Here is a 14,729-nt window from a genome sequence, read left to right as displayed (position 1 = left end):
CTAGTCTCCTGCGCAGAGGTTGACGGTCTGCACCGCCCAATCGGCACCGGCGCGCTGCAGCACGGTCAGCGACAGGGGCGCCACCGCGAAGGACAGGGCGGCAGGCCCAACCACCATGGACAGTGCCGCGCGCACAGTGCCCGCATGCGCCACGATCACCGTGTCCCGCTGCAGTGCCTGCAGGACCGGGATCACCCGCGCGGCCATGTCATCGAAGCTTTCACCGCCGTCGGGGCGGTGGCGGGCCAAGGCATCGAGGGGCAGGGGACCAAGGTCGGGCAGGCGCGACGGGTCCATCCCCTCCCACGCGCCCAGGTCCTGTTCCCACAGCGCGGGCTCCAGCCTGTCGGCCACAAGCCCCAGGGCGGTGGCCGTCTGACGGCAGCGCAGCGCCGGGCTGGCGATGACCTGGGCGGGACGCAGGCGGGCCGCCTGGCGCGCGAATGCGGCAGAATCGCCGCAATCGGCAGGCACATCGCGCCGGCCGGCCAGCAGGCCGTCGGCAAGACTGGGGGCATGGCGCAGGATCATCAGTCGCATCGCCCACCTTTGGCGCGTCGGGCGGGCAGGGACAAGGCCCGCGCTTGACGCATCGGCCCAACCGGCGCAGCCTGCTTGACGGGCGGGCGCGGCCTGCGCTATGGAAATGAACAAGCGTTCAATAACCGGGGAGGGGGGATCGCGATGTTCACGCGGGGCATGGAATTCGATCTGGGCGAGGATGTGAACGCGCTGCGCGAGATGGTCCACGGATGGGCCACCGATCGCGTCGCGCCCCTGGCGGCCGAGACCGACCGCACCAACGCCTTTCCCAACCAGCTGTGGACCGAGATGGGCGATCTGGGCCTGCTGGGCATCACGGTGGATGAACAGTACGGCGGGTCGGGCATGGGCTATCTGGCGCATGTGATCGCGGTCGAGGAGATCGCGCGGGCCAGCGCATCGATCAGCCTGTCCTATGGCGCGCATTCGAACCTGTGCGTGAACCAGATCAAGCTGAACGGCACCGATGCGCAGCGTGCGAAATACCTGCCCGACCTGTGCAGCGGCAAGGCCGTCGGTGCCCTGGCCATGTCCGAGGAAAGCGCGGGCAGCGATGTCGTCGCGATGCGCCTGCGCGCCGAGAAGAAGAACGATCGTTACGTGCTGAACGGCAGCAAGTACTGGATCACCAATGCGCCCGACGCGCAGACGCTGGTGGTCTATGCCAAGACCGACCCGGAGGCCGGGTCGAAGGGCATCACGGCATTCATCGTCGAGCGCGACATGGCCGGTTTCACCACCAGCCCGCATTTCGACAAGCTGGGGATGCGCGGATCGAACACGGGCGAGTTGATCTTCGACAATGTCGAGATCCCGTTCGAGAACGTCCTGGGCGAGGAGGGCCGGGGCGTTCGGGTGCTGATGTCGGGCCTGGACTACGAGAGGGTGGTTCTGGCCGGCATCGGCACCGGTATCATGGCGGCCTGCCTGGATCAGGTCCTGCCCTATGTGGCGGAACGCAAGCAGTTCGGTCAGCCGGTGGGGTCGTTCCAGCTGATGCAGGGCAAGATCGCCGACATGTATGTCGCGCTGAACACCGCCCGCGCCTATGTCTACGAGGTCGCGCGGGCCTGCGACGCGGGCAAGGTCACGCGGCAGGACGCGGCGGGTGCGGTTCTGTATGCCAGCGAACAGGCGATGGTGCAGGCGCATCAGGCCGTGCAGGCGCTTGGCGGGGCCGGGTTCCTGTCCGACAGCGTCGTCAGCCGCCTGTTCCGCGACGCCAAGCTGATGGAGATCGGGGCCGGCACCAGCGAGATCCGCCGCATGCTGATCGGGCGCGAACTGATGGGGCTGGTCTGATGCGCATCCTGGTCGTGTTGGCGCTGATGGCCGCCCCGGCGATGGCGCAGGACGCGCCGTCCTTTGATCCCGCGCCGGTGCTGGCCTGCCTTGACAGCGATGCGGCGCCCGACAGCTGCGCGGGCCTGGCCGCGAATGCCTGCATGGAGGGCGAGGGCGGGTCCAGCACGGTCGGCATGGGGTTCTGCCTGGGCGCCGAACGCGACTGGTGGGACGATCGCCTGAACACCGCCTATGGCGAGGTGATGACGCGGGCCGAGGCTGGCGATGCGGAACTGGACAGCTTGGACGCCGCGGGTCCGCGTCAGGCGGGTGCCCTGCGTGACATGCAGCGCGCCTGGATCGCCTTCCGCGACGCGGCCTGCGAATACGAGGCGACGCGATGGGGCGGCGGCACCGGCGCGGGGCCCGCGGCCGCGCAATGCGCGCTGACCCTGACCGCGCGTCAGGCGAACCAGCTGGACGGCTATCTGCGCGAAGGCCCCTGAGATGGCACGCCTGCTGCATCACGCGGACCACGCGCGGCTGTGCCGGGATTTCCGCTGGCAGTACCCCGCGCGGCTGAACATGGCCGAGCAGTGCCTGGCCCATGCCGCGGACCGGGTGGCGATCATCGACCATGACGGCGCCCCGCACCCGGTGACCTTCGCCACGCTGGCGGCAATGACCGATGCGCTGGCCCACGCGCTTGGTGCCGATCGCGGCGACCGGATCGGCATCCTGTGCACGCAATCGTCCTGGACGGCGGCCGCGCATCTGGCGGTGTGGAAATCGGCCGCGATCTCTGTCCCGCTGTTCAAGCTGTTCGGCCCGGATGCGCTGGACCTGCGTCTGCGCGATGCAGGTATCTCGACCGTCATCACCGACACCCAAGGGCGCCGGATGCTGGCCCCGTTCCCCCATCTGCGGGTGATCGTCCCCGAGGACGGCCTGCCCGATGCCGGGCCCTTCGCCACGCGCGACACCGGGCCGGAAGACCCGGCGGTGATCATCTATACCTCGGGGACGACAGGCACGCCCAAGGGCGCGTTGCACGGGCATCGCATGCTGACCGGTCACCTGCCGGGGGTCGAGATGAGCCACGACCTGCTGGGCCAGCCGGGCGACGTCATCTGGACGCCCGCGGACTGGGCCTGGATCGGCGGTCTGTTCGACGTGGCGATGCCGGGGCTTGCGCTTGGCGTGCCCGTGGTCGCCACCCCGATGGCCAAGTTCGATCCACATGCCGTCGCGGGCCTGATCCGCGACTGCGGCATCCGCAACGTGTTTCTGCCGCCCACCGCGCTGAGGATGCTCAAGGTCGCGGGGGTTCGCCTGCCCGGCCTGCGCAGCGTCGCATCGGGCGGAGAGAAGCTTGGCGCCCCCATGCTGGACTGGGGCCGGGAGGCATTCGGCCTGCAGATCAACGAATTCTATGGCCAGACCGAATGCAACATGGTCGCATCGGGCAGCGGCGTGATGTTTCCGGCCCGTCCCGGCGCCATCGGGCGCGCGGTGCCCGGGTTTGACTTGGCGGTGATCGACGCGCAGGGCCGGCCCACCGATGCAGAGGGCGACATCGCCATCCGCCGCGGGGCCGGCAGCATGATGCTGGAATACTGGCGGAACCCGCAGGCCACCGCAGCCAAGTTCCGCGGCGACTGGCTGGTGACCGGCGACCGGGGCGTCATCCGGGACGGCCATGTCCAGTTCGTCGGACGCGACGACGACGTCATCACCTCGGCCGGGTACCGCATCGGGCCGTCCGAGGTCGAGGACTGCCTGCTGCGCCATCCCGCCGTGGCGCAGGTCGCCGTGGTCGGCAAGCCCTGTGCGCTGCGCACCGAAATCGTCAAGGCCTATGTCGTGCTGCGGCCCGGCCATGAACCGTCGCCCGACCTTGCCGCCGACCTGCAGGCCCATGCCCGCAGCCGGTCGGCCGTCCATTCCTATCCCCGAGAGATCGCCTTTCTGGATGCCCTGCCCATGACCGTGACCGGCAAGGTCATGCGTCGCGCGCTGCGCGATCTGGACCTGGCCGAGGAGACCACACGATGAAACTGACCTCGACCGCGCTGCCTTCGTCCGAGGGGTTCCGCGCCAACCGCACCGCGCATCTGGCCTTGCTGGAGACCGCCCGCGAGGCTGCGGAGGCTGCCATCGCCGGCGGTGGCCCCAAGGCCCTGGAGCGTCACGTCAGCCGCGGCAAGATGCCCCCGCGCGAACGGGTGGCGAACCTTCTGGACCCCGGCAGCCCGTTCCTGGAGATCGGCGCGCTGGCTGCACATGGCCTGTACGACGGGGCCGCGCCCTGTGCGGGGGTCATCGCCGGGGTCGGGCGGGTGCATGGCCAGGACGTGATGGTCGTGGCCAATGACGCGACGGTCAAGGGCGGCACCTATTATCCGATGACGGTCAAGAAGCACCTGCGCGCCCAGGAGATCGCAGAGGAATGCGGGCTGCCCTGCGTCTATCTGGTCGACAGCGGCGGCGCGAACCTGCCCAACCAGGACGAGGTGTTTCCCGACCGCGACCATTTCGGCCGCATCTTCTTCAACCAGGCCCGGATGAGCGCCAAGGGCATCCCGCAGATCGCCGTCGTCATGGGGTCCTGCACCGCGGGCGGCGCCTATGTTCCCGCCATGTCCGACGTGACGATCATCGTGCGCGGCCAGGGGACGATCTTTCTGGCCGGTCCGCCGCTGGTCAAGGCAGCCACCGGCGAGGTGGTCACGTCCGAGGATCTGGGCGGCGGCGACGTGCACACCCGCCTGTCCGGCGTGGCCGATTACCTGGCCGAGGACGACGCCCACGCGCTGGCCCAGGCCCGCCGCGCCATCGCCAACCTGAACCGCCGCCGTCCCGACACCGTCGTCTGGCAGTCCCCGGAACCGCCCGCCTATGACCCCGAGGAGATCCTGGGCGTGGTGCCGGCAGACCTGCGCACCCCCTATGACATCCGCGAGGTCATCGCCCGCATCGTCGACGGCAGCCGCTTTGACGAGTTCAAGGCCCGCTTCGGCGAGACGCTGGTCACGGGCTTTGCCCATGTCGACGGCTGCCCGGTGGGCATCATCGCCAACAACGGCGTGCTGTTTTCAGAGGCGGCACAGAAGGGCGCGCATTTTATCGAACTGTGCAGCACCCGCAACATTCCGCTGGTGTTCCTGCAGAACATCACCGGCTTCATGGTCGGCCGCAAATACGAGAACGAGGGCATCGCCCGCCACGGCGCCAAGATGGTTACAGCGGTCGCCACCACCAATGTGCCCAAGATCACCATGCTGGTCGGCGGCAGCTTTGGCGCGGGCAATTACGGCATGGCGGGGCGGGCCTATTCCCCGCGCTTCCTGTGGACCTGGCCCAACAGCCGCATCAGCGTGATGGGCGGCGAACAGGCCGCGGGCGTCCTGGCCACCGTCCGCCGCGACGGGATCGAACGTGCCGGCGGCCAGTGGTCGCCCGAGGACGAGGCCGAGTTCAAGCGCCCCACGGTCGAGATGTTCGAGCGCCAGTCCCATCCCCTCTATGCCTCCGCGAGGCTGTGGGACGACGGGATCATCGATCCGCGCCAATCGCGTGACATCCTGGCCCTGTCACTGCGCGCCAGCCTGAACGCACCCATCCAGCCGACGCGGTTCGGCCTGTTCCGCATGTGAGGGGCACGACATGTTCGACAAGATCCTGATCGCCAACCGGGGCGAGATCGCCTGCCGCGTCATCGACACCTGCCGCCGCTTGGGCGTGGCGACGGTCGCGGTCTATTCCGACGCCGACCGCGATGCGCGCCATGTCCAGATGGCCGATGAGGCCGTGCATCTGGGCGGGCCTGCGCCCGCCGACAGCTATCTGCGGGGCGACAGGGTCATCGCGGCGGCCCAGGCCACCGGCGCGCAGGCGATCCATCCGGGCTATGGCTTCCTGTCCGAGAACCCCGACTTCGTCGACGCGGTGGTGGCGGCGGGGCTGGTCTTCATCGGGCCGTCGGCGGCGGCGATCCGGGCGATGGGCCTCAAGGACGCGGCCAAGGCGCTGATGGAGAAGGCGGGCGTGCCGGTCGTGCCCGGCTATCACGGCGCGGAGCAGGACCCGGACCATCTGGCCGCCGAGGCCGCGCGGATCGGCTATCCGGTGCTGATCAAGGCCGTGGCGGGTGGCGGTGGCAAGGGCATGCGGCGCGTGGACGACCCCTCGGCCTTTGCCGATGCGCTGGAAAGCGCCCGGTCCGAGGCGCAGGGCGCCTTCGGCAACCCCGCCGTGCTGATCGAGAAATACATCCTGCAGCCGCGCCATATCGAGGTGCAGGTGTTCGGCGACGGCGCCCGCGCCGTGCATCTTTATGAACGCGACTGCAGTCTGCAGCGCCGCCACCAGAAGGTCATCGAGGAGGCCCCGGCCCCCGGCATGACGCCCGCGATGCGGGCCGCGATGGGCGGTGCGGCGGTGCGCGCGGCCGAGGCCATCGGCTATGCCGGGGCGGGCACGATCGAGTTCATCGTGGACGGCGCGGACGGGCTGCGGCCCGACGGGTTCTGGTTCATGGAGATGAACACCCGCCTGCAGGTCGAGCATCCGGTGACCGAGGCCGTGACCGGCATCGATCTGGTCGAATGGCAGCTGCGCGTGGCCAGCGGAGAAGCTCTGCCCGCGCGGCAGGAGGACATTGCCCTGACCGGCCACGCCTTCGAGGCGCGGCTTTACGCCGAGGACGTGCCTGCCGGGTTCCTGCCCGCGACCGGGCGACTGGCGCATCTGGGCTTTGCCGATCACGCCCGGATCGAGACCGGTGTGCGTTCTGGCGACGCGATCAGCCCGTGGTACGACCCGATGATCGCCAAGGTCGTGACACATGGCGCCACGCGCGCCATCGCGCTGCGCGCGCTGGAACAGGCGCTGGTCGATACCGAGGTCGCGGGTTCGGTCACGAACCTGGACTTTCTGATCGCGCTGACCCGTCATGCCGGGTTCAAACGCGGTGAGGTCGACACCGGCCTGATCGCCCGCGACCTGCCGTCGCTGCTGGACGGCGGGGCCGAGGATCGCGCCGCCCTGGTTCTGGGCGTCATCGGGCTAGCGGGGCTGGCCGATCCCGACATTCGCGGCGGCGCGACCCTGTGGCAGCCGCTGCGCCGCACCATCGCATGGGAGGGCGGTCAGGCGGTGCTGGAGGTGACCGGGCCGGGTGCGGCGCGGGTCATGCTGGACCGCGCGCATGAGGTGCGCTGGCAGTCGGGGCGCTGGTGGGTGGACGGGCAGCCCTGCCGCCACCGCGTAGTGACCCATCCGGCAGGCGTCGGAGTCTTTGGCGGCCGCGTCGTGCACCTGACGCCACTGGACCCGCTGGCGCGCAAAGCGGCCGACGGGGCGGGGGACGGGGTGACGCGGTCACCCATGCCGGGGCTGGTCAAGGCGGTGCATGTGACGGCCGGACAGGCCGTTTCGGCGGGCGACCGGCTGGCCGTGCTGGAGGCCATGAAGATGGAGCACAGCCTGACCGCCGCCGCCGATGGCGTGGTGGCCGAGGTTCTGGCCCGGGCCGGCGACCAAGTCGAGGCCGGGGCACCGCTGATCCGGCTGGAGCCAGTCGATGGCTGAGCGCGTCCAGATATTCGAGATGGGCCCCCGCGACGGCTTGCAGAACGAGAAGCGGCTGATCCCCACCGCCGACAAGATCGCCCTGGTCGACCTGCTGAGTCAGGCGGGCTTTGCGGATATCGAGGTCACCAGTTTCGTCCCCGCAGCCTGGGTGCCCCAGATGGCGGACGGGGCCGAGGTCATGGCGGGCATCACCCGCCGCCCCGGCACGCGCTATGCGGTGCTGACGCCGAACCTGCGCGGCTATCAGGCGGCGCGGGCGGCGCGGGCCGACACGGTCGCGGTCTTTGCCAGCGCCTCGGAGGGATTCAGCCGGGCGAACCTAAACGCCAGCATCGCCGACAGCTTGGCACGCATGGCGCCTGTCGCGGCGCACGCGCAGGCTGATGGCGTGGCGCTGCGCGGCTATGTGAGCGTGGTGACCGACTGCCCGTTCGACGGGCCGGTGGCGCCGGCCGCCGTAGCCCGCGTGGCCGCCGCCCTGCGTGACATGGGCTGTCAGCAGATCAGCCTGGGCGACACGATCGGGCAGGGCCGCCCCGAAACCATCGACGCCATGCTGGCCGCCGTGCTGGAGGAGCTGCCCGCCGACCGTCTGGCAGGGCATTACCACGATACTGCCGGGCGGGCGCTGCAGAATGTGGATGTCAGCCTGGAGCGCGGGTTGCGGGTCTTCGACGCCGCGGTCGGCGGCCTGGGCGGTTGCCCCTATGCACCGGGTGCGGCAGGCAATGTCGCGACAGAGGCGCTGGCCCGCCATCTGGACAGGCGCGGTTTCGCGCATGGGCTGGACATGGACATCATCACCCGCGCCGCCGCCATGGCCCGCGCCCTGAGGGAGACCCCCGATGCTTGAGACCATCCGCATCGACCGCGACGACCGTGGCGTGGCGACCCTGTGGCTGACGCGTGCGGAAAAGCACAACGCCCTGTCCCGCCCGATGATGGACGAGCTGACCCAGGCCGCCGCCGATCTGGGTGCGGACCCGGCCGTGCGCGTCGTGATCCTGGCGGCCGAGGGCGGCAGCTTCTGCGCGGGCGGCGATCTGGGCTGGATGCGCGAGCAGATGGCCGCGGATGACGCCACGCGGCGCGAGGGGGCGCAAGCGCTGGCCGGGATGCTCTCGGCGCTGAACCTGCTGCCCAAGCCGCTGATCGCACGGGTTCAGGGCAATGCCTTTGGTGGGGGCGTGGGCATGATGGCGGTCAGCGACATCGTCGTGGCCGCCGACACGGCGCGGTTCGGGCTAACCGAGGTCAGGCTGGGCCTGATACCCGCGACGATCGGCCCCTATGTGCTGGCCCGCATGGGCGAGCCCGCGGCGCGGCGGGTGTTCTTTTCGGCCCGTCTGTTCGATGCCGGGGAGGCCGTGGACCTGAACCTGGTGTCGCGCCGGGTCGCAGCGGCGGATCTGGATGCGGCGGTGGAGGCCGACGTGGCCCCCTTCCTGCAGGCGGCACCGGGGGCGGTCGCGGCGGCCAAGGCGCAGTGCCGCGCGCTTGGTCCGCGCATCGACGCCGCCGTCATCGAGGACAGCATCGACCGCCTGGTCGCTGTCTGGCAAGGCGCCGAAGCCCCCGAGGGGATCTCGGCCTTCTTCGACAGGCGCAAGCCCGCCTGGCAGTCCTAGAACAGCCGCATGATGGAGCTGCGCAGCTGATCGACCGCCAGTGCGGCAAAGGCCAGCGTGCACAGCACCAGCAGGATGTTGGTCAGCGGCTTGTTGCGCCATTCGGCGGGTACGCGGTCGGTGTTCAGGATCCACAGCAGCGTGACCGACATGAACGGCATGAACAGCGCGCCCAGCACGCCATAGGCCAGGATCAGCAGCACCGGCTGGCCCAGGAACAGCATCGCCATGGGCGGGATGGTCAGCCAGACGATGTAGGCGCGATAGTAGCGGCCGCCCGCCAAGCGGTCGGGATGGGCGTGCGGCTTGCCCTGCACATGGCCCATGAAGTCCGCAAACATCAGGCTGACCCCGTTCCACACCCCGATCAGCGAGCTGAATGATGCCGCGAAAAACCCGATCAGGAACAGCTTGCTGAGCCAAGGGCCATAGCGTTCACCCAGGACGCGGGACAGGTCGACCATGCCCTGATCACCGCCGCCGATGGCGATGCCCGCTGAGTAGAGCAGTTCCGCCCCAACGATCAGCGTCGCCACGACGAACAGGCCGGTCACCAGATAGGCGACCGCGTTGTCGATGCGCATGACCGACATGAAGCGCGGGCTGTCCCAGCCCTTCTCGCGCAGCCAGTAGCCATAGGCCGCCAGCGTGATCGTGCCACCGACGCCGCCCGCGACGGACAGGACGTTGATCATCGCGCCATCCGGGATCATCGGGGCAAGGCCGGTCAGGACCTCGCCAAGGTTGGGCAGGGTGGCTGCGGCCGCCAGGACCATGGCGATGAACATCAGGATGACCATCGCGGTCAGCACCCGTTCGAACAGGTCGTAGCGGCCCGACCAGACCAGCGCCAGGCCCAGCAGGCCCGACAGGATGCCCCAGGCCGGAACGCCTAGGAACGGCATCAGCGAGGTCAGCGCCAGTCCCGTCCCGGCCATTGCCGCCGCGCCATAGACAAAGCCCCAGATCACGATGTAGGGGCCGAAATACCAGCTGGTCCATTTGCCAAGCGTGCTCCATCCCTCGAAGATGGTGTTGCCGGTGGCCAGGCTGTAGCGGCCGGCACCCTCGACCAGCACGATCTTCATGATGCAGCCCGCAACGACGGCCCACAGCAGGGCATAGCCGTATTTGCTGCCCGCGACAGTCGTGGCGATCAGGTCGGCCGCGCCGACGCCGGTTGCGGCCACGACCAAGCCTGGGCCGACCAGGCTCCAGCGCGGTTCGGCTTGGGGGCGATTGGGTGGTGTCATCTGTCCTCATCCCTAAATGTCCGCGCAAACCATGACGCGAAACTGCAGGATGCGCAAATGGCACAAACGGAAAACCCCGCCGCGCGGGGGCGCGGCGGGGCGTACAGGTCACCGATGTCGGGCGATCACATGCCCTGGTACAGCGGGAAGCGGGTGCAGAGCTGGCTGACCTCGGCGCGGACCTTTTCCTCGACCGCGGCATTGCCCTCCTCGCCATTGGCAGCCAGGCCGTCGACGACCTCGACGATCCAGCGGGCGATCTGGCGGAACTCGGGCTCGGCGAAGCCGCGGGTGGTGCCTGCGGGCGCGCCAAGACGGATGCCCGAGGTCACGAACGGTTTTTCAGGGTCGAACGGCACGCCGTTCTTGTTGCAGGTGATGTGCGCACGGCCCAAGGCGGCCTCGGTCGCCTTGCCGGTCACGCCCTTGGGGCGCAAGTCGGCCAGGCACAGGTGGTTGTCGGTGCCGCCCGACACGATGTCGATGCCGCCCTTCATCAGCTCGTCCGCCATGGCGGCGGCGTTCTTGACGACCTGCTGGGCATAGGTCTTGAACTCGGGGCGCAGCGCTTCGCCAAAGGCCACCGCCTTGGCGGCGATCACGTGCATCAGCGGGCCGCCCTGCAGGCCGGGGAACACGGCGCTGTTGATCTTCTTGGCGATGTCCGCGTCGTTGGTCAGGATCAGGCCGCCCCGGGGACCGCGCAGCGACTTGTGCGTGGTCGAGGTGACGACATGGGCATGCGGGACGGGCGAGGCATGTGCGCCGCCCGCGACCAAGCCCGCGATGTGGGCCATGTCCACCATCAGATAGGCGCCGACCTCATCCGCGATGGCGCGGAAGGCGGCCCAGTCCCAGCTACGGCTGTAGGCCGTGCCGCCCGCGATGATCAGCTTGGGTTTGTGCTGGCGGGCGCTTTCGGCGATCGCGTCCATGTCCAGCTGATGGTCCTGCGCACGCACGCCATAGCTGACGACGTTGAACCACTTGCCCGACATGTTGACCGGCGATCCGTGGGTCAGGTGACCGCCCGAATTCAGGTCCAGGCCCATGAAGGTGTCGCCCGGCTGCAGCAGCGCCAGGAACACGGCCTGGTTCATCTGGCTGCCGCTGTTGGGCTGGACGTTGGCGTATTCGCAGCCGAACAGCTGCTTGGCGCGCTCGATCGCCAGGTTCTCGGCGATGTCGACATACTGGCAGCCGCCGTAATAGCGCTTGCCCGGATAGCCCTCGGCATACTTGTTGGTCAGGACGGACCCCTGAGCCTCCATCACGGCGCGGCTGACGATGTTCTCGGAGGCGATCAGCTCGATCTCGTCGCGCTGGCGGCCCAGTTCCTGGGTGATCGCCTTGGCAATGTCGGGGTCACGGCTGGCCAGGGTTTCGGTGAAGAAGCCGTTGTCGCGGGTCGGTGCGTTCATCGGTCTTTCGTCCTTTTTGGGCTGGGGCGGCTTGAGTTTGCGTCTTTTAACGCAACGTCGCGCATGCCGAAAGTGACAAAACGACCCGCATCCCGCCCGTTGCGACGCGCTGCGGAATGCGCTTGTCATCATGTCTGTCGCGCGTGATGGTGCGGGTCCATCAGGGGACAGGACGGCCGATGACGCGCAACGTGCATTTCACCGCAAGCCACGCCGAGACCGCCCGGGCGGCCCTGTCCGTGCTGACGGCGCGCTATGGCCAGGCCCCGCTGGCGGAGGCCGACGTCGTGGTGGCCCTGGGCGGGGACGGGTTCATGCTGCAGACCCTGCACGCGACGCAGGGTCGGGGGCTGCCGGTCTATGGCATGAACCGTGGCACGGTGGGGTTCCTGATGAACGCCTATGCCGAGGACGACCTGACCGACCGCCTTGCCTTGGCCGAGGAGACGGTCATCAACCCGCTGCGCATGCGCGCCACCTGTGCCGACGGCACCTGCACCGAGGCCCTGGCGATCAACGAGGTCAGCCTGCTGCGCGAGGGGCCGCAGGCCGCCAAGCTGCGCATCCATGTCGACGGGCGGTTGCGGATGGAGGAACTGGTCTGCGACGGTGCGCTGGTCTCCACTCCGGCGGGATCCACGGCCTACAACTACTCCGCGCACGGGCCGATCCTGCCGATCGGGTCGGAGGTGCTGGCCCTGACCGCCATTGCGCCTTTCCGTCCGCGCCGTTGGCGGGGGGCGCTGCTGCCCAAGGGCGCATCCGTGGTGATCGAGGTGCTGAATGCTGACCGCCGCCCCGTCATGGCCGATGCCGACAGCCGTTCTGTTCGCCACGTGACGCAGGTCGAAATCCGCAGCGCCGACGACATCCGTCACCGCCTGCTGTTCGATCCGGGCCACGGGCTGGATGAACGCCTGCTGCGCGAACAGTTCGTCTAAGGGGGCGTCAGCCCGCGCAGATCTGCTGCAGCGCCAGCCACTGTTCGTCGGTCAGCAGGCGGGCAGGCGTGGTTCCCTGACGGATGGGGTCGGCCTCGATCAGCGGCAGGACGGCGGCGCCGGTCGGATCGATGCTGCGCGCATAGGGTTCGGTCGACAGCCCGCGTTCCGCAAAGGCCGGGGGCAGGGCGGCCAGGTCGGGTCGCGGCAACGATTGCGACAGCAGCGTCTCTCCATAGCCCTGCATCGCGTCGCGCGAGAGCGTCCCAAGCGTCATCAGGCGCAGTGCGTTCATCAGGCCCGCATGCCGCAGCGCATCCAGCGTCGCCTGCTTGTCCTCGACCGCCAGACGGGCGGCGATCAGGTGACCGGCAGAGGCTTCGGGCCCGGGGGTGGTGGCCAGCAGGTCGTTGCCCAGCACGTAAAGATCACCCGGCAGGCGACGCGCCCCGTTCAGCGGCGCAGGCACGACCTGCACCAGCGCCTGGTCGCCGATCAGCTGGGGTGCGATCCAGTCCAGCACCTGCTGGCCCGACCGCCGACGGCAGACGGCACCGGCGCTGTGCTCCAGATCGGCCAGCACGGCCAAGCCGATTGTTCGCGCCTGCGCGGGGGGTGCAATCCGAGCCGCATGGCGGATCAGCGCGTCGGGCAGCCAGAAGGTCAGGGCAGCCAGCATGGCGACCGCGCCCAGCACCGTGACGACGCCCCGCAAGCGGCCCGGCACGGCACGGTGGATGGCGATGGCCCGTTGGACGCGTTCGATCCCCTCGATCATCAGCGGATCGTCGATCTCGACGGTCTCGTCAGGTGCCTGACCGTTCGGAGTATAGATTGCGGGCAGTTGACCCGGATTGATCCGCGTCACCGCCGGCAGCGACCAGTGCGACAGAGGCCGGTCCGATTTCGGGTCCATCATCGTCAGCGTCGCGGCGCCCACGGAGACGATGACCTCGCGCAGCCGTGATTCGGGCGTCTCGCGCCACGAGCCCTGCGCCTCAAGGCGCTGGAATTCAGTCAGGGCAGTCACGGGGGCGGGCATGGTCTAGGGTCGTCCTGCAGGATGCCCAGACCATAGCGACGCGCCGCGTTGCGTCAATGCGGCGCGGGTCACTCGACCGTATCGGCGATCCGCATGCCCTTGTCACGGGCCAAGGTGCGCATCCGTTCCTGCAGCTTCTCGAACGCGCGCACCTCGATCTGGCGAATGCGTTCACGCGACACGCTGTAGCGGCTGGACAGATCCTCCAGTGTCATCGGATCGTCGCGCAGACGACGCTCCATCAGGATGTCCTTCTCACGCTCGTTGAGCGCGTCCATCGCGTCGATCAGCATCTGCCGCCGTGTGTCCAGTTCCTCGGATTCCGCATAGGCTTCGGCCTGGTTGGCGTTCGTGTCCTCCAGCCAGTCCTGCCATTGTGCCGACGATTCGCCATCGCCCGACCCGACCTGCGCATTCAATGAGGCGTCACCACCGGAAAGCCGGCGGTTCATGTCGACGACCTCTTTTTCGGTGACGTTCAGTTCGGTGGCAATCTGGGCGACGTTCTCGGGACGAAGATCGCCTTCCTCCAGAGCACCGATCTTGGATTTGGCCTTGCGGAGGTTGAAGAACAACTTCTTCTGCGCGCTTGTGGTGCCCATCTTGACCAGGGACCAAGACCGCAGGATGTATTCCTGGATCGATGCACGGATCCACCACATCGCATAGGTGGCAAGGCGGAAGCCGCGTTCCGGGTCAAACCGCTTGACCGCCTGCATCAGGCCGACATTCGCCTCGCTGATCACCTCTGCCTGCGGCAGGCCATAGCCGCGATATCCCATCGCGATCTTGGCGGCCAGACGCAGGTGACTGGTGACCAGCTGATGCGCGGCGTCGCTGTCTTCGTGATCGGCCCATGCCTTGGCCAGCATGTATTCCTGTTCGAGTTCCAGCAGCGGAAACTTGCGGATCTCCTGCAGATAGCGGTTCAGACCCTGTTCCGGGCTTGGGGCGGGAAGATTTCCATAAGTCGCCATGATGTTCGCCTTTCGCAGAGACCGGTTAACGCAGCGTCGAACAGC

At 68.6% G+C, this 14,729-nt stretch carries 13 protein-coding genes; 8 read left to right on the top strand and 5 right to left on the bottom strand.

What is annotated here, in order from left to right; all coding sequences use genetic code 11:
- Positions 1–540: a histidine phosphatase family protein gene (locus EOJ32_RS10805; protein WP_127898559.1), complete on the bottom strand. Its 540-nt coding sequence runs from the start codon at positions 538–540 to the stop codon at positions 1–3.
- 144 nt (positions 541–684) lie between these two features.
- Between EOJ32_RS10805 and EOJ32_RS10800 the strand changes: the two genes are divergently transcribed.
- From EOJ32_RS10800 to EOJ32_RS10770, 7 genes are read left to right on the top strand one after another with little or no spacing between them, the layout of a single operon-like run.
- Positions 685–1,845, top strand: coding sequence for an isovaleryl-CoA dehydrogenase (locus EOJ32_RS10800; protein WP_045983020.1), 1,161 nt, complete (start codon positions 685–687; stop codon positions 1,843–1,845).
- Complete coding sequence (locus EOJ32_RS10795; protein WP_127898558.1) at positions 1,845–2,333, top strand: lysozyme inhibitor LprI family protein; 489 nt, start codon at positions 1,845–1,847, stop codon at positions 2,331–2,333. The genes EOJ32_RS10800 and EOJ32_RS10795 overlap by 1 nt, the downstream gene beginning before the upstream one ends.
- A gap of 1 nt (position 2,334) precedes the next feature.
- On the top strand, positions 2,335–3,882 hold the full coding sequence (locus tag EOJ32_RS10790) for an AMP-binding protein (RefSeq protein ID WP_127898557.1): 1,548 nt from the start codon (positions 2,335–2,337) through the stop codon (positions 3,880–3,882).
- On the top strand, positions 3,879–5,483 hold the full coding sequence (locus EOJ32_RS10785; RefSeq protein ID WP_045983023.1) for a carboxyl transferase domain-containing protein: 1,605 nt from the start codon (positions 3,879–3,881) through the stop codon (positions 5,481–5,483). Before EOJ32_RS10790 ends, EOJ32_RS10785 begins: the two co-directional genes overlap by 4 nt.
- A 10-nt stretch (positions 5,484–5,493) precedes the next feature.
- Positions 5,494–7,419 carry a biotin carboxylase N-terminal domain-containing protein gene (locus EOJ32_RS10780; protein ID WP_127898556.1) on the top strand — a complete coding sequence of 642 codons (1,926 nt, stop codon included), beginning with the start codon at positions 5,494–5,496 and terminating at the stop codon, positions 7,417–7,419.
- Positions 7,412–8,275, top strand: a complete 864-nt coding sequence (locus EOJ32_RS10775) for a hydroxymethylglutaryl-CoA lyase (protein ID WP_127898555.1) — start codon at positions 7,412–7,414, stop codon at positions 8,273–8,275. Before EOJ32_RS10780 ends, EOJ32_RS10775 begins: the two co-directional genes overlap by 8 nt.
- Positions 8,268–9,050: a crotonase/enoyl-CoA hydratase family protein gene (locus EOJ32_RS10770; RefSeq protein ID WP_127898554.1), complete on the top strand. Its 783-nt coding sequence runs from the start codon at positions 8,268–8,270 to the stop codon at positions 9,048–9,050. The genes EOJ32_RS10775 and EOJ32_RS10770 overlap by 8 nt, the downstream gene beginning before the upstream one ends.
- Here the strand turns inward: EOJ32_RS10770 and EOJ32_RS10765 are convergent.
- Positions 9,047–10,303: an Nramp family divalent metal transporter gene (locus EOJ32_RS10765; RefSeq protein WP_127898553.1), complete on the bottom strand. Its 1,257-nt coding sequence runs from the start codon at positions 10,301–10,303 to the stop codon at positions 9,047–9,049. The genes EOJ32_RS10770 and EOJ32_RS10765 overlap by 4 nt on opposite strands.
- 125 nt (positions 10,304–10,428) lie before the next feature.
- Positions 10,429–11,724: a serine hydroxymethyltransferase gene (gene glyA / locus EOJ32_RS10760; RefSeq protein WP_045983028.1), complete on the bottom strand. Its 1,296-nt coding sequence runs from the start codon at positions 11,722–11,724 to the stop codon at positions 10,429–10,431.
- A 146-nt stretch (positions 11,725–11,870) separates the two neighbouring features.
- On the opposite strand from glyA, the gene EOJ32_RS10755 reads away from it, so the two are divergent.
- Positions 11,871–12,665 carry an NAD kinase gene (locus tag EOJ32_RS10755; protein ID WP_337960280.1) on the top strand — a complete coding sequence of 265 codons (795 nt, stop codon included), beginning with the start codon at positions 11,871–11,873 and terminating at the stop codon, positions 12,663–12,665.
- A 7-nt stretch (positions 12,666–12,672) separates the two neighbouring features.
- Here the strand turns inward: EOJ32_RS10755 and EOJ32_RS10750 are convergent, their stop codons facing one another.
- Together EOJ32_RS10750 and rpoH are read right to left on the bottom strand one after the other, a co-directional pair.
- Entirely contained in the window at positions 12,673–13,707 is a 1,035-nt protein-coding gene (locus EOJ32_RS10750; protein WP_240542409.1) for a hypothetical protein, read from the bottom strand.
- A gap of 68 nt (positions 13,708–13,775) precedes the next feature.
- On the bottom strand, positions 13,776–14,684 hold the full coding sequence (gene rpoH, locus EOJ32_RS10745; RefSeq protein ID WP_127898551.1) for an RNA polymerase sigma factor RpoH: 909 nt from the start codon (positions 14,682–14,684) through the stop codon (positions 13,776–13,778).
- Positions 14,685–14,729 lie beyond the last annotated feature (45 nt).

The organism is Paracoccus sp. Arc7-R13 (genome assembly GCF_004010775.1).
GTDB lineage: Bacteria > Pseudomonadota > Alphaproteobacteria > Rhodobacterales > Rhodobacteraceae > Paracoccus > Paracoccus marcusii.
The sequence above is the reverse complement of the archived record's forward strand: the minus strand, read 5'-3'. Positions and strand labels throughout refer to the sequence as shown.